A 21,375-nucleotide genomic window follows, 5' to 3' on the forward strand; every position below is an offset into this window, starting at 1 on the left:
GAGAATGGAAGAAAGAAAACGTCTAATGGGGCAAAGAGGGCAAAATGGGGTGAATGGGATGGACGGACAGGAACTGGAGAGGATGTTCAGCGAATACGGCGACGATGTGCACCACTTTCTTGTGTATTACAAGGGCACACATGATGTCGAAGATGATGTTCAAGAAGTGTTTATAAAAGCGTTCAAAAGCAGGTTCCGGGAAGAGAGCCATCCGAAAACATGGCTGATCAGCATCGCGAGAAGACTTGTCATCGATCAGTGGAGGAGGAAGAAATTGCTTGCTTGGCTGCCCGGTCAGCGGGATATAAAAACACCGGACGAGATTTTGGTTGAACATGAAGAGCTGAGTGAAGCATACAAAGCGATTTCAGAGCTGAAGGCAGAATACCGCGACGTGATTATGCTCAGAATGGTCTCCGAACTTTCAGTAGAAGAAACAGCACATGTTCTTGGCTGGCCAAGAAAAAAAGTAAGCCGGACGTATTACCGGGCTCTTCAGAAATTAAAGCAAAACCCACGGTTGGAAAGAGGTGCTGAGCTTGAATTATGAGAACATGAAATTCCCCAGAAAAAACATGTCTCCTTCACAAAAACAGTCCATTCGTGCACGCTTGCAGAGAAGGCAGGCTCCTATTACACTCATGCACCGTTTTTTTCAGATAGCTGCTGCCGCTGTCCTGCTCCTTGGCATTGGTCTTTTCTCTGTCTATCTTGCAAATGAATCCGGCAGGAGCGGCGAGCAAATGTACACAATTGATCTGCCTCAGGGAATGGACATTTTGAAAAGTGACAAAGGTCTTGTATTTAAACAGGGAGAGCGCACAGTTGGAGGAGCTGTACTGAGTTCGACTGAGGAAAAACAAAGTCTTGAAGGCGGTGCTGGAATACTTGAGAAAAAGGAGATCACGAACCTGGCCTATCCTGCAGAACGATTGCTTCAGCACGTAAAGACAATGACCGCTGTGCAGACCTATCATTATTTCTTGGAACTTGAAGACGGGACAGTTGTTCGTGTTTATTTTCATACACCGTATGTAACAGAAAAGCAGGCAGAGGAAGCAATTAAGACGTTTCGGGCAGGGGATTGACGTTCTTCCTGCTCCTAATTACTTACTTGACATTGCATTTAAAAACATGTTAATTTGTATATGCAAATGATAAAAGGAATGATGCAAATGAACGAAGAAGAACAAGTACTCATGCACTGTTTGTATTTTACGGCGAGCCGATTCGCTCGAAACATGACAAAACTTGCTGAAGACGTTTTTGATGCGGGTGACCTTGCGCCATCTTATTTATACTTAATCATGACCGTTAAATTTCATCCGGGAATCACTCAAAAAGAGCTGTGCAAAAAGCTTTCCATTGCTCCATCAACAAGCACCAGATTTATCGACAAGCTTGAGAAGAAGGGGCTTGTAAACCGGAAAGTAAACGGCAAGCAGTCTTTCATCTCACTTACAAGTGAGGGAGAAAAGATTTATACACAGTTCCGGGCATCGCTGAAGGATCTGTTTGAGGAATACTCCGCTGTTCTTGGAAAAGAATTCAGCCTGGAATTAAGCAAGTCGCTGCATGAGGCGAGCAATAAACTAGAGAAAAGAACGTAAATTTTTTTGTGTATTCATTTGCATGTACAAATGTTTTCTTTTTACGCAATCATTTGCATATACAACTATTTAAGGAGAGATATAATGAAAACATTAGTCATAGCTGCCCACCCGAATTTATCAGGGTCAAACGTTAATAAAACATGGTTGAACCATTTAAATAGAGAAGAAGATGTTACGGTTCATGACCTGTACAGTAAATATCCGGATTTTAAAATTGATATAGAGCGCGAGCAAAAGCTCCTGCTTGAACATGACCGGATTGTCTTTCAATTTCCGTTCTACTGGTACAGCAGTCCGTCTCTTCTGAAAGAATGGCAGGATGTGGTGCTGGCATACGGCTGGGCATATGGCTCACAGGGAACAAAGCTTCACGGAAAAGAGTTTATGCTCGCTGTTTCAACGGGAGGACCGGAAGCTGCGTATCAGTCAGGAGGCTACAACCATTACAGCATGAGTGAACTGTTCAAGCCGTTTCAGGCAATGGCTAACCTGACGGGCATGCGCTTTCTTCCAGCGTTTGTCGAGCATGGGGTAAGAACACTGAATCAGGAACAAGTAAACGAAAGTGCAGAGGCACTGATCCGCCACATTAAAGCAGATTTTTAAGGCGCAGCATATAGAAAAGAGGCTGGGATATAAATATAAAAGGGTGAATTTGAGAATAACAAATTCACCCTTTCTTTCTATATCAGGCTTCTGTGTCGTACACTCTATCTATCTTTCTTTCTATATCAGGCTTCTGTGTCGTACACTCTATCTATCTTTCTTACGTTATAATCTTCATCCCATGTACAGATAGCGTACGATTCGAGTGCATATTCACCTTACATTCGCAGTGTCTGACTCACATTCTTTTTCTGCCGGAAAAAATAGACCAGCTGCGGGACGGCAATACCCAAAAGGATAAGCATAATGCCGGCCGTCTGCAGCAGGTTCACCGATTCTTTCAGAAAAAAGACAGAGCAGAGAACGGCTGCAGGCAGTTCGGCAGCCCCGACAATAGTGGCGAGTCCTGACCCGATTTTAGGAGTTCCGACTGAAAACAGCACAACCGGGATAAACACGCCGAAAAAGCCGAGAGGCAAGGCGAATTTCCATAGGCCTGCCTGCAAAGAACCATTTGTCATAAAATCGGGAGTGAAAAGAATGGTGAGGAAGATGGCTGCCCCAAACGACATGAACAGGCTTCTGTTAAGCGATGGAAGCTCAGCTGCTACCTTCCCGCTTGCAAAAATAAACAGAGAAAACGAGACGGCAGATAGAAGACCCCAAATGATCCCCGGATCCGTCAAGCTGATGGCTTCTTTCCCGAACAGATTGCCTGCCATAAAGGTGTCTATGAGCAAAAGAAGGACAGCGAAAAGCTTTGCGCTGTCAGGTCTCTTTTTCAGATAAAATGCCTCAATTAAGATGCCGATCCACGTAAATTGAAACAGCAGGATAATTGCAATGGAGGCAGGAACGGTCTCGAGTGATTTTCCGTAAAAAATTCCTGTAAAACTTGTCGTCGTCCCCGTCAGCATTAAGAAAAGCGCCTGTTTCCATGTTGCTTTTTTTCTCGAAAAGAGAAGGGCGCAGGCCAAAAAGAGAAGAAAGCCAGTCACATACTGGCTCCCGATGACTTCTTCCACTGAATAGCCCTGTTTATAGGCAAGCTTGATAATCGTAGAAATAATGCCGTAGCTGCACGCTCCAATAAACACGAGAAACGAATATTTAATCAAAGTGACAACTCCTTACGAAACCAGTTTGAGGCCGACCGTTGCCGAAATGATCATGCTGATGAATAAAATCCGTTTCCAGCTTTTTGAATCCCCATAGAACAAGATGCCGATCAGCGCACTCCCGGCAGATCCAATTCCTGTCCAGACGGAATAGGCAGTCCCAAGTGAGATCGTCTGCAGGGACTGATTCAGCAGCAGAAAGCTGAGCGAAAAACCTGCAATCATAATCAACAGCGGAACAATTCCTTTAGATTCCTTCATTTTATTAATCCCGATAACACCGGCTACTTCGAACAGACCGGCACCAATTAGAAACACCCAGTCCATTATATGGAAGCCTCCTCTTTTTTGTCATCAGACAGTGTTTTTAACCCGATAACCCCGCATACTAAAACGGCGATTAAAAGAATTTTAACCAGCTGGAAAGGCTCGTTAAAAAACAAAATTTCTGCTATCACGGTTCCGGCTGCCCCAAGTCCTGTAAAAACGGCGTAAACCGTACTGACAGGCAGTCTTTTCGATGCACTGATCAGCAGGTAAAAGCTGATGCAGATTGTGATGATGGTTCCAAGCCATTCAAGCCAGCTGTCTGAATACTTCAGGCCGGCAACCCAAATGACTTCAATAAAACCGGCCATAAATACTTTTGTCCAATCTTTGTTCATGATAATTGCCCCTTCCTTATCTTTCCATACCGGCAATAAGAATTGATGATAGGCAGAAAAGCGCCTTCTTTTTCGAATGATATTTTGGATGCCTGTCAGGGCTAACCGGTCGGGTCCGTTTTTCGTGGTGTCCAGCTCCGCCTCCCAGCCCTTCCGTCAGAACAAAATCCCCGCAAAAGTCAAAACCGGACTTTTCCGGTGATTTCTTTTCTGCCTGTCAGGGCTAACCGGTCGGCTCCGCTTTTCGTGGTGTCTAGCTCCACCGCCCAACTCCTCTGTCAGAACGGAACCATCGGCAAAGGCAAAAAGCGCCTTTACCGCCGTTTCCTTATCTGACTCCCGGAGCTAAACGGGCGATTACGCTTTTCTGGTAATGCCATTCCAATAGACTTTAAAACAGCTGTTCAGCCGTTTTTGCACGCGCGAAGGTCCGCCGTACAGCATTTCGGCGAAGACAGCATCTGCGACACCCATATACGCCGTAGCCGCTTCAGCCGGTTTTACTGCAAGATCAAGCTGTTTTTCGAAAACACCGATGAGCAGTTCTTCGAACGTATCGAGGTACACATAAACTTTTTCCATGACCTCCCGATATAAATGTGAGGGGGGCAAAAAGCTGATTCTCAGCATGAATTTTGTTTCCGCCTCTTTTTCAAAGCGGTGCACGTAATCCGTCAGATAACGGAACAAAATGTCGTTAAGCTGGGGCTGTTCTGGAGAAGAAAATGAAGCTTTTACATACTCAATCTCCTTCTCAAGAACATCAGTCATCGCCTTAAGGAAGAGTTCATCCTTATTTTTAAAATGGGTGTAAATCGACTGTTTCTTTATTCCAACTTCAGCAGCAATGTCAGCCAGTGAAGTACCTTCATAGCCATGATCGGCAAATAGGCGGATGGCCGCCTGTTTAAGCTGTTCTGAGGTCACATTGAAAACCGCCTTCCTGACGTTCGTTAGGTGAAGTATATGACAGGCAGAATTGGAAGTCAAATCAATAAAAATACAGATTTTTCTATAAATTCAGGTAAAATGAACGTTTATGCATCGATTTCTATAACTTTACATTGTCATGCCGTTTTATTACCTGTTATGCTTGTATACGGAATGAATATAGACTACTACAATCAGGAGATTTATATAGATGAAAAAAACCCCTTTGATTCTTGCAGCAAGCTTCTTTTTAGGAATGATTTTTTCTTCAAAACCATCAGCAGAGGAACTAACAGCAAATGAACCGGCGATTGAAAGCGAATCCGCCGTCTTGATCGATGCTGACTCCGGCCAGATTCTCTATTCGAAAAAAAGCGATGCTGAGATGTACCCTGCAAGTGTGACAAAAATGGCCACAGCCATCTATGCGATTGAAAATGGGAATTTGGATGATATCGTAACCGTCAGCGAAAATGCCAGAAATGCCGACGGGACAAGAGTATATCTTGAAGCAGGTGAACAGGTGACTCTGAAAAAACTGATTCAGGGGCTCATGATCAATTCCGGGAACGATGCCGGTATTGCCATTGCTGAACATATAAGCGGAAATGTAGAAACATTTTCAAAGGAAATGAATGAGTTTTTGAAAACGAAGGTAGGGCTTGAGGATACCCATTTTACGAATCCGCACGGTCTTTTTGATCCAAGTCATGTCACCACAGCGGAAGATTTGGCTACTCTGACTCAGTATGCATCACAAAACGAAATCTTCCGCGAGATCTTTTCAACAGCAGAGCTGAAATGGGACGGGGAAACCTGGGATACAACTCTCCACAATCATCACAAACTTCTGCAGGCGACACCGTATGAAGGAATGGTGGGAGGGAAGAACGGATATGTCAGCCAGTCCGGTTTTACGCTGTCAACTCTTGCTGAGAGAGAAAATATCCGGCTGATCGCTGTAACGCTGAATGCAAAGACAGACCGTATGTCTTACAAAGATACGGTCAAGCTGCTTGATTACGGCTTTGCCAATTTTACATCGGAGTTTGTCGCTTCTGGAACATATTATAAGGATCAAGAAGGACAGGAGTTCACATTGGAGGAGCCTTTGTATTATGCCAGAAAAACAAATGAAACCATTTCTGCTGATGTGGATACGGAGGGAAACTTGACGATTGACGGTGAAGATGGCCGGGAACTCGCCAAGCATCCTCTTGATCCTGTGAACCCTGAAAAAAATGAGCTGATGAAAAGTACAGTTGCAGATGTAGAACCATCATTCACCAAAAGCGTTCTGCATGGTCATCTGAAGTTCATTGTCATGATTTCATTTGCTATAGTGCTGCTGCTTGTCGGGTACTTTTTCAGGCAGGTCAGACGTTCATAAAGAGTAAAAAACCTTTCTCCTGCAACGGAGAAAGGTTTTTTTGCGATTTATGCAAGTTTGCTGTTTTTTCTTGCGTATACGAAGTAAATCACAGCTCCAATGGCTATCCAGATGATAAAAGAAGTCCATGTGATAGCCGGAAGGCTCGTCATGAGATAGATGCAGAACAAGGCGCTGACTGCCGGGAATACAGGAACGAATGGCACTTTAAAAGCACGTTCCAGATTCGGATGAGTCTTCCTCAAAACAATTACGGCTATCGAAATGAGTGTGAAGGCAGCGAGTGTACCCATATTGACAAGATGGGCAAGGGTTGTCAAATCGACAAAGCCTGCAATTGCTGCTGCAATAAACCCTGTAATCCATGTATTTTGAAAGGGTGTTTTAAAAGATGGGTGCACCTTGGACAGTCTTTTTGGAAGGAGTCCGTCCCGGCTCATGGCATAAGAGATTCGTACCTGTGCATACATCATCACTAAAAGAACGGTTGTAATTCCTGCGATAGCCCCCACTGATATAAGGCCTGCAAGTGAATTCTGCCCCACAAACTGAAGGGCAAAAGAAACCGGATCTGCTACATTGAGTTTTGTATAAGGAACCATGCCTGTAAGAATGAGAGATACAACCATATATAGTGCCGTACAAACTGCAAGGGAAGCAATAATGCCAATTGGAACATCTCTTTGCGGTTTTTTCACTTCCTCTGCAGCAGTCGCTACAGCGTCAAATCCAATGTAAGCAAAAAAGACAGTAGCCGCGCCGGTTACGATGCCTTCAAATCCAAATGGCACAAACGGGGTCCAGTTTTCAGGCTTTACATACCAGACGCCTGCCACAATGAATAATAGAATCACAGCCAGTTTAACAAAAACCATAATGTTATTAACCCGCGTGCTTTCTTTAATTCCTTTTGATAAAAGAGCAGTGATCAGCAGGATAATAATGACCGCCGGCAAATCAATCATTCCGCCTTTACCAGCTCCGGGAGCTGATGTCATGGCTGCAGGAAGCTCCAGTCCAAAGCCTGCTAAGAGAGATTGAAAATAGGCAGACCAGCCGGTCGCAACGGCAGACGTTGCAAGCAAGTATTCAAGCATCAAATCCCAGCCGATCAAGAAAGCGAAAAACTCTCCCAAGGTTGCATATGTGTAAGTATAGACACTGCCTGATATTGGAACGGTTGAAGCGAATTCCGCGTAGCAGAAAGCTGCTAGTGCACAGGCAATACCGGAAATGATAAAGGAAAGAATAAGGGCAGGACCTGCTGTCTCAGCTGCTACGACACCGGTCAGTACAAAAATTCCTGTTCCTACAATCGCGCCTATCCCGAGTAAAGTCAGGTCGAATGCGCCCATAGTCCGTGCCAGGGATTTTTGCTGACTTTGCGCGAGCAAGGCAGTAATTGACTTTTTTCTAAAAAGTGAGCTCATGTATATCCTCCAGTGAGTTAGTCTTGAGAGTGAATAAAATGTAGTATAATGTCGAAAATAATAATTGTCAATTATTTTAGAATATTCTTTTATTATAAGCAGTCTTTTTCTTTTCCTGAAAAAAGTTTTTCAAGGTAATAAGCTGATTATGCAGTATGATCAGCTTTTACTTTATCCAAATTTACGGAATTTATTTACCGGCACTTCTTTCTGCACCAAAAAAGCCCGATTCACACGCAAATCGGGCTTTTGGTTCAAGTCAAAACTTCATCTGATAATTTTCAATTTCCCATAAGTGGACAGTATTCCTGTATTCGTGCCATTCCGCTCTTTTATGAAGAAGAAATTGCCGGTATACATGAGAGCCGAGAACCATTTTGGCAAGCGGACCCTTTTCCATTAAATCAAGCGCCGTTTCAAGGTTGTCCGGGAGATGCTTGATTCCTCTTTCCATCCGGGCGGATTCCGTCATGCTGAAGATGTCATCATGAACGGCGGGCTTCGGAAATTCCGACAGCGCGATACCGGCCATTCCTGCTTCAGCAATTGCGGCGTATGCAAGATAGGGATTGGCGCTTGGGTCCGGATGCCTCACTTCTATCCGTGTTGCGGAGCCCCTTTTTGCAGGTATACGGATAAGGGTTGACCGGTTTGAAGTTGACCAGGCTATATAGCACGGGGCCTCAAACCCCGGTACGAGACGTTTGTAAGAATTAACAAGCGGATTGGTAATGGCAGTCAGCTCTTCAATATAGGTGAGCACCCCATTAATAAAATAATAGGCTTCGTTTGAAAGCTGCATATCATCATTTCCATCAAAGAAGATATTTTCCCCGTCTTGAAGGAGGGAGATGTTAACATGCATACCGGAGCCGTTTACCCCTTGCAGAGGTTTAGGCATAAATGACGCATGCAGGTTAAATTGTTTTGCGACATTTTTTACGACCCACTTGTATGTTGTGGCATTATCTGCTGACGTCAGGGCATCATTGAAACGAAAATTGATTTCATGCTGCCCGTTGGCCACTTCATGGTGGGATGCTTCAATTTTGAAGCCCATTGCTTTCAGGGTGCGGTAGATTTCAAGACGGACTCTTTCTCCCAGATCATGTGCGGGCTCAAAATATCCCCCAGTATCGTGGGGATTTGTCGTGGGATTTCCATTTTCGTCGGTTTTAAACAGGAAAAACTCCAGTTCCGGCCCGATGCTGATGCTGTATCCAAGCGACTTGGCTCTTTTTGCGGCGAGCTGCAGGACATATCTTGGATCTCCTTCATAAGGCGTCATATCCGGATTTAATATGCTGCAAAGAAATCTTGCTTCTGCATATTTTTCCTCGACTGACCACGGAATAATAGCGAACGTGCTCAAATCCGGCTTGAGGTATAAATCAGACTGGTTAATAGGACAAAAACCCCTTATGGACGAACCGTCAAACATCATTTTTCCCTCTGCAGCCTCATCAATCTGATCGGCCGTAATGGTGACGTGCTTTAAATTTCCTTCCAGATCAACAAACTGAAGATGCAGCAGTTCGACATGCTTTTCAGCTATTTCTGCTTTTATTTCGCTTAACGGATCTAAAATAGTCAACACAAAGAACACCCCGATTTTTTAGTTTTAATTTCGTTTACGAATGAATTTGAAAAATCGAAGGATTGTATTTTTTGTTTCAGCAGGCTGCGCTGAACGGTCACACCTTCCTCTCTCAAACAACGCATACGGAGTTAGCTGACGGATTCGGACGGTAAGAGTCGCCCGGCCGCTTGATTCAGCGGCTTCACCCCGGAAAATTGGGTCCCCCGTTCCTTAACGGATTCTGCGGATTAGGAAATAAATTGAGCCTATCATACTCCTGGATAATTTTACTTGTAAAGGGATGAAATACCGGGTTTTTACAGATGAATATTCAATCAATCTCTGTTTTTCTTCTGTTTACTCTCGTTTTCTCTCTTTCTCAATTTTATTTGAGCAGATGTCGTTTTTGCAGTCTGGTATAGACAGTGATTTTTTAGAAAAGATGAGGCAAAGAAAAAAGAGTATGCTCAATTTGCATACTCCCTTTTTGTTCCGGTTATTTAGTTCTTTCATTCAAGGAGCCGCTCCAGATCCTTATCAACCACAAACACTTCAATTCGTTCGCCCATCTTTGTGCTGATATCGCTGTGGCTTGAAAGAACCCTGCAGCCCGTGCAGTTTTCTACAATTTCTTCAAATTTTTTACTGTACATTTCACGCAGAACCTGTCTCATTTGTTTAACGAGTTTTCTGCCATTTTCGTTTTCAACCAGATGTTTTTCCTCAACTGTGAGAACGCCCTTAAACCGGGCAATGACCATATCATGGACAATGTAGGTTCTTGTTTCCTGCGGTCCGCGTCCGATTAAATCCCTTTGAAGCTTGATAAAGGCTTCACTTAATTCCATTTCCAATTTCTTTTTAGGCGACACAGCCATTTGATTATACCCCCGGCACAAATGCTTTTGATTAGGATAAACGGATGCCGTTCAAGAGGATTTTAGAAGATGGCAAGATCCCCCTTGAGCTTTGCATCATTAGACGAGTTTATCTTACTTACCCGCCATGACCCTGTCAATAGCATTCTGTAAATGACAGGAAACAGAGTGTACAGTTGACAGGCTGATACAAGCGGGAGAGAGAAGTGAGATTTTTTAAAAACGTGAGGAAATGAGAGTAAGAGAGAGAATAATAGACTAAAGGTCACTAAAGTCCCTGTTTTTTAGTGTATTTCCTTGTTTACACAGTTTTATCGCGGGAGTAAGATAATCTCGTAATCACGAATTGCATATCGGCCTAGTCCCGTGACACGGGAACGGAGGAACCAATTTTTTGGGGTTAATTCTGCTTTTGCAGAAAGGATGAGATCTTTCGCCATCCTACCCGTCAGCTAACTTCGTCGGCTAAAGCGAAGGAGGTCCAAAGACCGCCTTAACAGGAGTCTTTTTTTTACTGCCTTTTTTTAGGCAGAGAAGAGGCCTGGGGACTGTAGAAGGTCTTTTTGATTCAGCAATTCGTTTGAAAAAGGAAAAACGGAAGACGGAACGCAAAGAGGGCTGCGGCTTGCTGGGCGTTAAGTAGACCAATGAGTACTTTTTCTCCAAAACAGCCATATGAGAATCAATCATGCCGGGCAGCTGCCTGCTGATTTGATTACATGTGTACTGGGTTGGGGGAAGAGTAAGCATTGGTCTCTTTTTTTGTTCTATGGCTGATTGATCCTGAAAGGGTTAATTCAGCAAGAGAACAAAATGCACTGTCAATCATGGAACGATTCGGGGGATAACGATGAATCAGACACTGGTTATAGGCAAGGGGGATTTATTCGTTTCTGTAATAGAGGAGATTAACGTTCACCGCAAATACGCAGATGTGATGTCTTATGAACAGTATGCGTTTGAGCTGACAAACTCAAAGGAAGGCAATACAAGGCTGGATAATCTGCTTGAACTTGAAAAGAGATTTGACGGCTATCAATCTGTCTATATTATCTCGGATTCAATCAACGAAGGATTTGAACTGACGGCTTTTTTCTCTGATCTGGGAACAATGAGGATTGTTGTGATGACAGATGACAGCAGGCATTATGATCTTTACAAAAAATTAGGCGCCAGATATGTCATTTTAAGCAAGCCGGCATCATGCTCCTATTGGCTCGGAGAATTGAATCAAGTCTAAAGCAGACAGCAAAAATCAATTAAGGAGGTGGATCTCTAAAAGAGATATCAAACCAGAACTGAATACTTAATCGCTTAATTTCACAATGAAATCGGGGGATCCAATCTTTTGCGGCAAATTGCCGCTTGGGGTGAATCCATCTGAATATGGTGGCAGGGCAGCTCTCATAGCCCGAATCCGACAGCTAACCCCGAAAGCGCGATGAGGGAAATCGAAACTGCAGGTGCGGCATGCTTTTTAAGTGATGCCTAAAAGCCGCGGAAGAACCCTCTTCCGCGGTTTTTTACTGGAATAAAGAGTGAATTCAGGTGCTGTCCGGCTGTTTGGCTGCCGGAGCAAAGACGGAGCGAAAAGGCGGGGAAGGTTATGGAAGCAATGCTGATTTGCATACCGAGCTATACGAGGCTTGGGTGCCTGGATGAGATTCTCCCTGAGAACTCGTCGCTGTCCTTTATTACGGGAGATTACAGTGTAGAAAGTCATTTAAGATCCAAAGGGTTTAAAACCATTTATTTTATCAGGCAAAATGCCCAGTATCTGCTAATAAACGAGCCTGTCTCAAGAGTGCTTCTTCTCGAGGACAAAATAGCCGAGACCTGCAGGCTGATGGAAATACTCAAAGCAAGCGTCAGAGCGCCGATTACCGTTATTACTAAAAAGGCGAATTACCCGGCCAGGCTCTATGAACTGCTCGGTGCCCAGCATGTCATGTATTCAAAAGCAGATAGCGTGAAATTTTTGATTCAGTAAGAACGGGGGGATTTTACTATGCTTGACATCATCATGGCGGTGTCTTTTGCAGCTCTTGCGCTGCTGATGGCCGGACTGATCAGCTGGTCTGAAAAGATTGTGAACGAAGGAAGGGAAGAAAAGTGATGATTGTTTTGCTTGGCGGAATTGCCGCCATAACGCTTTATTTGCTTTATGCACTTGTTAACCCGGAAAAATTTTAACTTGCGGAGGAAAAGACTTTGAGTGTACTATCCATTCTTTCAATTATCCTGACATTGGGGCTAGCTGTGCTGCTTTCCAAGCCGGCTGGACTATATATTGCACAGGCATTTTCTTATGAAACAACAAGGCTTGATTCCATTTTTGGACCTTTTGAGAAAGCAATTTATAAACTGAGCGGCATTAAACAGAAGAATCAAGGTTTCAGGCAGTATGCTATAGCTCTGTTGCTTTCAAACATCTTTATGATTTTCATCGTTTATCTGGTGTTTCGTTTTCAGGGTTCGCTTCCTTTGAATCCAAGCGGTATTGCCGGAATGGATCCAACGCTTGCTTTTAATACGGCCATCAGCTTTATGACAAATACGAACCTTCAGCACTACAGCGGGGAGAGCGGCCTGTCCTATTTCTCACAGATGATTGCCATCACGTTTATGATGTTTACGGCACCTGCAACCGCTTTTGCAGCTGCGATTGCACTTATTAGAGGATTATCGGGTAATCCGCTTGGAAATTTCTTTGTTGATTTAATTCGTGCGATCACAAGGGTTTTTCTGCCGCTTGCCTTTGCAGCCGGCCTGATATTTGTCTTTCTTGGCGTTCCTCAAACGCTTGATGCCAGTGTCACGGCCAGCACAGTGGAAGGAGCAGAGCAGACAATCGCAAGGGGACCTGTTGCTTCTCTCTTATCCATTAAAGAAGCAGGAAATAACGGCGGAGGATTTTTTGGAGTCAACTCAGCCCATCCGTTTGAAAATCCCAACGCAGTGAGCAATGTGCTGCAAATGCTTTTAATGCTTCTCATCCCGACAGCCCTTCCATATACGTACGGAAAAATGGTAGGCAATAAAAAACAGGGACGAATTTTATTTGCGGCTATGGCAATGATTTTTGCAGTGTTTCTTGGAACAGCTCTTCTATCTGAATTTCAGGGGAATCCGAGACTGGCTGAAGCAGGTCTTGAGCAGGCTTCAGGAAGCATGGAAGGGAAAGAGGTGCGGTTTGGTACCGTTCAATCCACTCTCTATGCGGTTGTCACGACGGCTTCTGAAACAGGGGCTGTCAATACCATGCATGATACACTTTCTCCCATTACCGGAATGCTGGCCTTGTCGAATATGCTTCTGAATACCGTGTTCGGCGGTGCAGGTGCCGGATTCATGAACATTATGATGTACGCTATTATTGCAGTTTTCTTATCAGGCCTTATGGTTGGGCGCACGCCGGAATTCCTTGGCAAAAAAATTGAAGGAAAAGAAATGAAGCTGATTGCGGTCACTCTGTTGATTCATCCGTTTTTGATACTTGGATCAACAGCCCTGGCGCTTTATACGCCGCTTGGATCTGACGGCATTTCAAATCCAGGGTTTCACGGGCTTTCCCAAGTGCTGTATGAATACACGTCTTCTGCAGCCAATAACGGTTCAGGCTTTGAAGGTTTGGGGGATGCCACTCCGTTTTGGAACATCTCAACAGGTATTGTCATGTTTATCGGAAGATACTTTGGAATCATTGCCATCCTTGCCGTAGGAGCATCTTTAGCGGCTAAAAAGCTTGTTCCGGAAACGATAGGAACATTCCGTACCGACACAAGTCTGTTTGGAACCATTTTTGTCGGAGCGGTATTCATTGTCGGAGCATTAACCTTCTTCCCAGTATTGGTTCTTGGGCCAGTGGCAGAGCTGTTAACTTTATAATTCAATTGGAGGATCCAAAATGAGTAAGACACTAGCAACAGCAGCGAAGGCTGCTGATGAAAGATATGATCAAAAAGAAGCTGCCGGACAGACAGAACCTGAAGGGCACAAGCCGGCAAACCGGACGAAAGCAGGTCAAGGGCTGATCTTCAATGCGGTAAAGGCTTCCTTTCTGAAACTTGATCCCCGGATCATGGTCAAAAATCCAATCATGTTTATAGTAGAAATCGGTTTTTTCTTAACTCTGCTGCTTACTTTTGCACCAAATGCATTCGGACCTGCGGAAGTCAGCACGGCGTTTAATTTAACCGTCTCCCTGATTCTTTTATTCACCGTTTTATTTGCCAACTTTGCAGAAGCATTGGCAGAGGGGCGGGGGATGGCTCAGGCAAACTCGCTGAAAAATTCCAAGAAAGAAATGACGGCAAACAGAGTAAAACCAGGCGGGAATATTGAAAAGGTTGACTCCGCGTCGCTTCGCAAGGGGGATGTGGTCATTGTGTCCCAGGGCGAATTTATTCCTGGTGACGGTGAAATCATTTCCGGTCTTGCGTCTGTTGATGAATCCGCGATTACGGGTGAATCCGCTCCGGTCATTAAGGAAGCGGGAGGGGATTTTAACTCTGTAACAGGCGGAACAAAGGTGGTCAGCGATCAGATCAAGGTGAGAATCACGAGTGATCCTGGTGAATCTTTTCTTGATAAAATGATTGCTCTTGTTGAGGGAGCCGAGCGCCAGAAAACACCGAATGAAATAGCGTTGAATACGGTTTTAACAAGCCTCACTCTTATTTTCATGATTGTCGTTGTGACTCTTCCTTTTTACACGGACTACCTCGGGTTTCGTCTTGAAATACCGGTTCTGATTGCCTTGCTTGTCTGTCTGATTCCTACGACAATCGGGGGATTGCTCTCCGCCATCGGAATTGCCGGGATGGATCGTGTAACACAGTTCAATGTCATTGCCATGTCAGGAAAAGCCGTTGAAGCTGCAGGGGACATTAACACAATCATTCTGGACAAAACAGGTACTATCACATTCGGAAACCGAATGGCAAGCGAGTTTATTCCTGTGGGCAATGCCCCGATGCAGGATTTGGCGCAATGGACGGCCGTCAGCTCGCTGGAGGATGAAACACCTGAAGGAAGATCTGTTCTTGAGCTGCTGAAGAATAAACAGCTTTCATACAGAACGGGTCTTGCAGATGGAGGAACGTTCATTGAATTTAAAGCGGAGACCCGAATGAGCGGAATGGATTTGCCTGACGGATCAGTTGTAAGAAAAGGTGCGGTGGATGCCGTGAAAAAATGGGTTCTCTCACGCGGAGGCACCATTCCGGCTGATCTGGACAAGAAAACGGACGATATTTCCAAAGCAGGCGGTACACCTCTTGCTGTAGCGATGAATGATCAGATATTCGGATTAATCTACTTGAAAGATACCGTTAAGCCTGGAATGAAGGAGCGTTTTGACAAGCTCCGCAGCATGGGAATCAAAACCGTCATGTGTACAGGAGATAATCCGCTCACAGCTGCCACAATAGCAAAGGAAGCGGGTGTGGATGAATTTATCGCAGAGTGCAAACCTGAGGACAAAATTGAAGTCATTAAATATGAGCAGGCACAAGGCAAGCTCGTTGCGATGACGGGAGACGGCACCAATGATGCCCCTGCTCTTGCCCAGGCGGATGTGGGTCTTGCCATGAACAGCGGGACGGCAGCTGCGAAGGAAGCTGCGAATATGGTGGATCTGGATTCAAATCCTACGAAAATCATTGAAGTAGTCTCAATCGGAAAACAGCTGCTGATGACCCGCGGTGCCCTGACAACGTTCAGTATCGCAAACGATATTGCCAAGTACTTTGCGATTATACCGGCCATGTTTATGCTCGCCATTCCGGAAATGAGCATGCTGAATGTGATGAGGCTTGACTCGCCAATTTCAGCCATCCTGTCAGCCCTGATTTTTAACGCGATCATCATTCCGATTCTGATTCCTCTCGCAATGAAAGGCGTCAGCTACAAGCCGATGAGTTCAAATGCCCTTCTCAGAAAAAATCTGCTTGTATACGGTTTGGGAGGAGTCCTGGTTCCGTTTATCGGCATCAAATTCATTGATCTTTGTCTTGCCCTATTTATATAAGAAGAAAAGAGGTTCATAAAGTGGAAGAAAAACAATCAATCATAGGACCGATTATTAGAATGAGCCTGGTGTTAATGGTATTCTGCGGACTGGTATATCCGGCTGCTGTAACAGTCATTGCCCAGGCCGCTGCTCCGGACAAGGCAGATGGGAGTTTAATTTACGATGAGAATAACAAGGTAATAGGTTCTGAGCTTATCGGACAGTCCTTTACAGAAGCAGGTTATTTCCACGGAAGAGTCTCAAGTATAGAATACAACGGTGCAGGATCAGGATCGAACAACTACGCACCATCAAATGAAGATATGCTGAACCGTACGAAGGAATCGATAAAAGAGTGGGAAAAAAATAATCCTGAAACACCTATAAGCGATGTGCCGAATGATCTGCTGACAAATTCTGGTTCAGGACTTGATCCGCACATAAGTCCAAATGCAGCCTATGTTCAGGTCAGCCGCGTCTCAGAAGCAACGGGAATTAAAAAAGCTGAACTTGAAAAGCTGATTGAAAAACATGTGCAGGGAAAAGAACTTGGACTGTTTGGGGAAGAAAGAGTGAATGTTCTTAAATTGAATCTGGACTTGAAAAACATGAAGAAACAATAAGTATGGCTATGTTTCTTTAGCCTGTATTTTAAAAATAGTGGACTGCAGTTGAACCCGCCTGCCTCCTGCGGGATGAAGTGGGCACGGAAGATCCCACAAGCGCAGCGAGTTAGCGGAACAGCCCTTTATACGGAAAGATAAAATGTGAAAACCCACAAATATAAGAGTGCTGACCGAAGTTAAGATTTTTACCTTTGTGCCGTGCTCATACCTTCTATTTTAAGCAGGCTGCGTTCGTCCTTGTTTCTTAAATATAAGTTTAAGCACCAGTGGACTGAAGCGGAAGGCACTTGACTCCTGCGGGATGAAGAGGGTACGGGAGACCCCGCAGGCGAAGCTGAGGAGGCTCCCGGCCCTCCCCGCGGTAATCGTGTGACTGTAGCGCAAGGGAACGGGTATGATTTGAGATTTAGATTCATCATAAAAACAGTCCTGCCATCAAAAAGAGAGGAGAATGAGTTCACGTCTTATTTAGCCTGAAAAGTATCTCATCTCTCTGGGTAGCCATCTAGGAAAGCACTTGACAGTTTCGTTCATATCGGGAAGCTTCCGGCTCCCCGCGGTAATCTTGTGACTGGAGCGAAAGGGAACGGATGCCACTGTAAAACAACAATCTATGCGATAACAGCCACAATAAAAGATCCGCCTCAGCTGCCGATTGCGCTGAGGCTGGATTCTTGTGAAGGGCTGACTGAGCTGTTTTTTATTGAGGAGGTGAAAATATGACCGAAAACCATCCATATTTCAGACGGAAAACCCCTCAGGAGCTGCTTGATGAAATAGCAGAAATGAACCGTGGCAAACTGAAGCTTTATGTAGGAGCAGCCCCCGGGGTCGGGAAGTCATACAAAATGCTCCAGGATGCCCACGACTTAAAGCTTGAAGGCATTGATGCAGTCATTGGACTGATTGAATGCCACGGAAGAAGAGAAACCGAAGATTTAATAAAAGACCTTGAAGTCATTCCCCTTAAAGAAATGACGTATAAAGGGAGCGTCTTCAGAGAACTGAATACAGAAGCCATAATTGAAAGGAAACCGGCTGTTGTCATTATCGATGAGCTTGCTCATACAAATATTCCAGGGTCTAAAAATCTTAAACGATATATGGATGTTGAGGAGATTCTGGAAGCAGGAATCAATGTCATGTCGGCCGTCAATATTCAGCATCTGGAAAGTGTCCACGATATTGTCCAGCAGATAACGAGAGTGGCTGTGCGCGAAAGGGTGCCTGATTTGTTTGTTCAAAGAGCAAGCGAAATCCAGCTGATTGATGTGACGCCTGAAACGCTCAGAAAAAGAATGACAGAAGGGAAAATTTACGGCTCAGATAAAATCGAACAAAGCCTCTCCCATTTCTTTACCGTTCCGAATTTATCCGCTTTAAGGGAGCTCGCTCTTAGAGAAGTGGCGGATGATGTAGATGAAAAAATGGAGCAGATCAGCGGAAATCTTTCATACGGACCCATTGGTGTGCATGAAAAAATACTTGTTTGCGTCGGGTACGGCCCTACTGCCGAAAAACTGATCAGAAGAGGCTGGAGGATGGCGAACCGCCTCCGTGCACAGCTGTATGTTCTGCATGCTGTAAAATATCCGAAAGAATCATTTACTCAGGAGATGAGAGAAAAAATAGAACGGTGGCAGCTGCTCTCCTCTCAATTTAATGCCGTCTTTTTGCTTGAGCATGAGAGAAACCGGAAGCCCGCTGAGATTATTATTGAGGCAGCAAATAAATACCATGTGACACAGATTCTGCTTGGACAGTCAGCAAGAACACGATGGGAAGAAATCCGAAAAGGGTCTATTGTAAATACCATTATGCGAAAAACAGAAAACATTGATATTCATATCGTTTCAGATGGAAAAATATAGAGAGGACTTTTAAGAAATGAATATTGCTTTTTTCCTGATCCCTAAAAAGGATGTTGTCTATTTGCCTATCCAGTCGACGATGCGGCAGGCGCTTGAAAAGATGGAATACCACCGATATTCGGCGGTTCCGCTGCTTGATCATGAAGGCAAATATGTCACGACGCTGACAGAGGGAGATCTGCTCTGGAAGCTGAAAAACACCCCAAACCTGAATTTTCACAACACAGAAAAGATCAGGCTGACGGAAATTTCTTTTCACCGCAAAAACGAGCCCATTTCCATTCAGGCTGAAATGGAGCATATCATTTCCAGGGCCATGGAACAGAATTTTGTGCCTGTGACAGATGACAAAGGAATCTTTATCGGAATCATAAGAAGGAGAGAAATCATCGAGTATTGTGCAAGTCAGATGTTTGCTCCGGCAGTAATTTAAAAGGGCTGCACTAATGGGTGCAGCCCTTTTGGTTAAGCAGAAGCAGATTCTTCTTTTTTCATATATTTTTTAAGGAATGGATAGATGACAAAACCTGCAAGGAAAAGGCCAACGCCTAAAGCAAACGTTTTGAGATCCGCTGTTCCTGTAACAATAACCCAGACAGAATAGATACAGGCTATGGACGCGATGATCCCGTCTCTTACACGTGAACCCTTTACCAGATCATACGTTTCTCCTTTAGCAATCAGCTTCAGGAAGAAGATGGAGGATACAAGGTACGGGAAAAGATAAGCAAGTGTAGCTGACGTTGTCAGGAACGTATAAGCTTCGCTGATGGTTCCTGAAATCGTTGAGAAAATGAAAATCTGCGACATCAGATTTGTAATCAGCAGGGCATTTTTAGGACTGCCTTTTTTATTGGTCTTTGCAAAGAATGCCGGGAAGATCCCTGATTTTGCAGCCTGATACGGCACTTCCGATGAAAGCAGAATCCAGCCGATTGTGGAACCGAAAAGTGAAACAACGGCGAGCAGAGCCATCGCATTCGCTCCTGCATCTCCCAAAATAACGGAAAGAACATCGACGAATGGCTTGTCGGACGCCTGCAGCTGATCATGCGGAAGAACAGACATCGTAATAAGAGTGATAACCATATAGATGAAAACCGCAATGATTAAACCGGTAATTGTAGCTCTTTTCACATCTCTTTGTGAGGATGCGCGTCCTGATAAAATGACGGCAGATTCGATGCCGACAAACGCCCACAAAGTTGAGATGGCAGCAAACTGAATTTGACTGGTCAGTCCCAGTGTATTGCCGCTGTCTGTTTCAACCGGGAAATAGAATTCGCCGAACGCGGCAGATTCAAGTGCGAATAATCCCGCAATAATAAACAGCATAAACCCGATCACCTTAGAAGCTGTGGCGACAAAATTAAGCTTCCCTGCACCTGTCATGTTTGTGACAAGAATTGTATGAGTCCCCCAAAGCAGAATTGTGCAGACGGCAAACGTTATTGCTCTTCCAAGCTGAACGTCCTGTGAGCCGATCGTAAAGAGAACCGATTTGTCAGACATAATTGGGAAAAAAGAGGACAAATATCCGGCAAAGCTTGTGATAATGGCAACATTGCTGATCCAGTTTGCGACCCAGTATCCCCAAACCATGCTGAAGCCTGCTACGTTTCCTTTCTTGGGCGAATCAAAAAGCGCTTTGGCATAACTTTGAGGACCTGCGGTCAGGTCCGGTCTGCGGATGGAAAGATTGCCAAAAACCAATGCGATCATCAGGACGCCGAATCCAGTCACAAGCCAGGCGCTTGTTACACCCAGTGGACTTGCTGTCTGTGCAAGTGTGCTCGGCAGCATGAATATACCTGAGCCGACCATATTTCCTACAACGAAGGCTGTTAACAGCCAAAAACCCCATTTTTTCTGTTTCAAACCATGAAACCTCCTAGAGAACACATACCTTAAGTCTGTGTCATTTTTAATCGAAACAAACAAAAAGACGCACGGAAAAGTCCGTGCGCCAAATACGCAAAAACTCACCATCATCTCCTGATAGCACTCCGCAGAGCAATCTGCGGCAGTCCGGCACCTGTTCGATGCCGTCCCAGCGTATAACAGTGTGGCTGTTTTACACTTCGGCGCGAAGGCCTTTCAACATGCTCTCATCAGCCCCACCGGCTTCATGCATGCTACTCTTCCTATCGCGCAACCTCTACCTCACTGAGATGACGTGAGGATTTTTTTTATGTTATTTTGATAGAGCTAATTTAGCAGGAACATATAGCAAATGTCAACAAAAATCGTGTATTTCCAATAGTTACAAATGCGTGCCGTGAAAAACTTCACTTTGCATTATGAGGGAAAATCTACTATAATTTACAAAGATAACGTTTTCTTTTTTATGAAATAATACATGGAAGAAGGGTACATGATGAACTTGGGATTCGGCGAAATCATGTTAATAGTGTTTGTGGCACTTCTGCTATTCGGACCGAAAAAGCTTCCGGAGCTGGGCAAAGCTGCAGGCAAAACACTGAGAGAATTTAAAAATGCAACAAAAGGCTTAATGGATGACGATGACGTGAAATCAGATAAATCGGTGAAGTAACTAAGAACAGCCTGCGGGTTGTTTTTTTTTGATTTCAAAAAGAGTAAGAATTATACAAAAATTCAAACGAATGTTATATAATAGACCTGTCAGTTTATTTAG

General features: G+C 44.5%; 23 protein-coding genes and 4 riboswitches. Of the genes, 15 read left to right on the forward strand and 8 right to left on the reverse strand.

What is annotated here, in order from left to right; translation table 11 throughout:
- The first annotated feature begins 58 nt into the window (after positions 1-58).
- The 4 genes from RKD52_RS03525 to RKD52_RS03540 all read left to right on the forward strand — a co-directional run bounded on the left by RKD52_RS03525 (position 59) and on the right by RKD52_RS03540 (position 2,219).
- Positions 59-550: an RNA polymerase sigma factor gene (locus tag RKD52_RS03525; protein WP_454098698.1), complete on the forward strand. Its 492-nt coding sequence runs from the start codon at positions 59-61 to the stop codon at positions 548-550.
- On the forward strand, positions 540-1,088 hold the full coding sequence (locus tag RKD52_RS03530) for a hypothetical protein (RefSeq protein ID WP_454098699.1): 549 nt from the start codon (positions 540-542) through the stop codon (positions 1,086-1,088). The genes RKD52_RS03525 and RKD52_RS03530 overlap by 11 nt, the downstream gene beginning before the upstream one ends.
- Positions 1,089-1,175: 87 nt before the next feature.
- Positions 1,176-1,610: a MarR family winged helix-turn-helix transcriptional regulator gene (locus RKD52_RS03535; RefSeq protein WP_454098700.1), complete on the forward strand. Its 435-nt coding sequence runs from the start codon at positions 1,176-1,178 to the stop codon at positions 1,608-1,610.
- Positions 1,611-1,694: 84 nt separating this feature from the next.
- Positions 1,695-2,219 carry an NAD(P)H-dependent oxidoreductase gene (locus RKD52_RS03540; RefSeq protein WP_454098701.1) on the forward strand — a complete coding sequence of 175 codons (525 nt, stop codon included), beginning with the start codon at positions 1,695-1,697 and terminating at the stop codon, positions 2,217-2,219.
- A 218-nt stretch (positions 2,220-2,437) separates the two neighbouring features.
- Here RKD52_RS03540 and RKD52_RS03545 read toward each other — a convergent pair whose 3' ends face one another.
- From RKD52_RS03545 to RKD52_RS03560, 4 genes are all read right to left on the reverse strand, one after another.
- Positions 2,438-3,337 (reverse strand): EamA family transporter, encoded by a 900-nt coding sequence (locus RKD52_RS03545; protein ID WP_454098702.1) that lies wholly within the window; start codon positions 3,335-3,337, stop codon positions 2,438-2,440.
- A gap of 12 nt (positions 3,338-3,349) precedes the next feature.
- On the reverse strand, positions 3,350-3,664 hold the full coding sequence (locus tag RKD52_RS03550) for a DMT family transporter (RefSeq protein WP_369734302.1): 315 nt from the start codon (positions 3,662-3,664) through the stop codon (positions 3,350-3,352).
- Complete coding sequence (locus tag RKD52_RS03555) at positions 3,664-4,002, reverse strand: DMT family transporter (protein ID WP_282035336.1); 339 nt, start codon at positions 4,000-4,002, stop codon at positions 3,664-3,666. The genes RKD52_RS03550 and RKD52_RS03555 overlap by 1 nt, the downstream gene beginning before the upstream one ends.
- Positions 4,003-4,359: 357 nt before the next feature.
- Entirely contained in the window at positions 4,360-4,929 is a 570-nt protein-coding gene (locus RKD52_RS03560; RefSeq protein ID WP_454098703.1) for a TetR/AcrR family transcriptional regulator, read from the reverse strand.
- Positions 4,930-5,143: 214 nt separating this feature from the next.
- Here RKD52_RS03560 and RKD52_RS03565 point away from each other — a divergent pair, with 214 nt between their 5' ends.
- On the forward strand, positions 5,144-6,322 hold the full coding sequence (locus tag RKD52_RS03565; RefSeq protein WP_454098704.1) for a D-alanyl-D-alanine carboxypeptidase family protein: 1,179 nt from the start codon (positions 5,144-5,146) through the stop codon (positions 6,320-6,322).
- A gap of 47 nt (positions 6,323-6,369) precedes the next feature.
- Here RKD52_RS03565 and RKD52_RS03570 read toward each other — a convergent pair whose 3' ends face one another.
- From RKD52_RS03570 to RKD52_RS03580, 3 genes are all read right to left on the reverse strand, one after another.
- A complete protein-coding gene (locus tag RKD52_RS03570) occupies positions 6,370-7,752 on the reverse strand; it encodes an amino acid permease (RefSeq protein WP_454098705.1) in 1,383 nt (460 codons plus the stop codon).
- Between the two features lie 259 nt (positions 7,753-8,011).
- Positions 8,012-9,346, reverse strand: coding sequence for a type I glutamate--ammonia ligase (gene glnA / locus RKD52_RS03575; RefSeq protein WP_454098706.1), 1,335 nt, complete (start codon positions 9,344-9,346; stop codon positions 8,012-8,014).
- Positions 9,347-9,453: 107 nt separating this feature from the next.
- Positions 9,454-9,587: riboswitch (cyclic di-AMP (ydaO/yuaA leader) on the reverse strand.
- A 253-nt stretch (positions 9,588-9,840) separates the two neighbouring features.
- Positions 9,841-10,209 carry a DUF2294 domain-containing protein gene (locus RKD52_RS03580; RefSeq protein ID WP_369734296.1) on the reverse strand — a complete coding sequence of 123 codons (369 nt, stop codon included), beginning with the start codon at positions 10,207-10,209 and terminating at the stop codon, positions 9,841-9,843.
- Positions 10,210-10,554: 345 nt separating this feature from the next.
- Positions 10,555-10,691: riboswitch (cyclic di-AMP (ydaO/yuaA leader) on the forward strand.
- 368 nt (positions 10,692-11,059) lie between these two features.
- Between RKD52_RS03580 and RKD52_RS03585 the strand changes: the two genes are divergently transcribed.
- The 9 genes from RKD52_RS03585 (at position 11,060) to RKD52_RS03625 (ending at position 19,152) form a co-directional block, all read left to right on the forward strand.
- Positions 11,060-11,449, forward strand: a complete 390-nt coding sequence (locus RKD52_RS03585; protein ID WP_454098707.1) for a hypothetical protein — start codon at positions 11,060-11,062, stop codon at positions 11,447-11,449.
- 61 nt (positions 11,450-11,510) lie between these two features.
- A riboswitch (cyclic di-AMP (ydaO/yuaA leader) is annotated at positions 11,511-11,662 on the forward strand.
- 153 nt (positions 11,663-11,815) lie between these two features.
- Positions 11,816-12,199 (forward strand): hypothetical protein, encoded by a 384-nt coding sequence (locus tag RKD52_RS03590; protein WP_369734294.1) that lies wholly within the window; start codon positions 11,816-11,818, stop codon positions 12,197-12,199.
- An 18-nt stretch (positions 12,200-12,217) separates the two neighbouring features.
- Positions 12,218-12,325 (forward strand): signal peptide protein, encoded by a 108-nt coding sequence (locus RKD52_RS03595; protein ID WP_454098708.1) that lies wholly within the window; start codon positions 12,218-12,220, stop codon positions 12,323-12,325.
- Entirely contained in the window at positions 12,325-12,402 is a 78-nt protein-coding gene (locus RKD52_RS03600; RefSeq protein ID WP_369734487.1) for a potassium-transporting ATPase subunit F, read from the forward strand. Before RKD52_RS03595 ends, RKD52_RS03600 begins: the two co-directional genes overlap by 1 nt.
- 18 nt (positions 12,403-12,420) lie before the next feature.
- Entirely contained in the window at positions 12,421-14,097 is a 1,677-nt protein-coding gene (gene kdpA / locus RKD52_RS03605) for a potassium-transporting ATPase subunit KdpA (RefSeq protein WP_454098709.1), read from the forward strand.
- Positions 14,098-14,116: 19 nt separating this feature from the next.
- Complete coding sequence (gene kdpB / locus RKD52_RS03610) at positions 14,117-16,240, forward strand: potassium-transporting ATPase subunit KdpB (protein ID WP_454098710.1); 2,124 nt, start codon at positions 14,117-14,119, stop codon at positions 16,238-16,240.
- A gap of 20 nt (positions 16,241-16,260) precedes the next feature.
- Complete coding sequence (gene kdpC, locus RKD52_RS03615; protein ID WP_454098711.1) at positions 16,261-16,845, forward strand: potassium-transporting ATPase subunit KdpC; 585 nt, start codon at positions 16,261-16,263, stop codon at positions 16,843-16,845.
- Between the two features lie 722 nt (positions 16,846-17,567).
- A complete protein-coding gene (gene kdpDN / locus RKD52_RS03620) occupies positions 17,568-18,719 on the forward strand; it encodes a KdpD-like non-kinase potassium sensor (protein WP_454098712.1) in 1,152 nt (383 codons plus the stop codon).
- A 16-nt stretch (positions 18,720-18,735) separates the two neighbouring features.
- A complete protein-coding gene (locus RKD52_RS03625; protein WP_454098713.1) occupies positions 18,736-19,152 on the forward strand; it encodes a CBS domain-containing protein in 417 nt (138 codons plus the stop codon).
- Between the two features lie 32 nt (positions 19,153-19,184).
- Here the strand turns inward: RKD52_RS03625 and RKD52_RS03630 are convergent, their stop codons facing one another.
- Positions 19,185-20,597, reverse strand: coding sequence for an amino acid permease (locus tag RKD52_RS03630; protein ID WP_454098714.1), 1,413 nt, complete (start codon positions 20,595-20,597; stop codon positions 19,185-19,187).
- 113 nt (positions 20,598-20,710) lie between these two features.
- Positions 20,711-20,888: riboswitch (Lysine riboswitch) on the reverse strand.
- 208 nt (positions 20,889-21,096) lie between these two features.
- Here RKD52_RS03630 and RKD52_RS03635 point away from each other — a divergent pair.
- Positions 21,097-21,273, forward strand: a complete 177-nt coding sequence (locus tag RKD52_RS03635; protein WP_369734486.1) for a twin-arginine translocase TatA/TatE family subunit — start codon at positions 21,097-21,099, stop codon at positions 21,271-21,273.
- Positions 21,274-21,375: the final 102 nt, after the last annotated feature.

This window comes from Metabacillus sp. SLBN-84, from assembly GCF_053629595.1.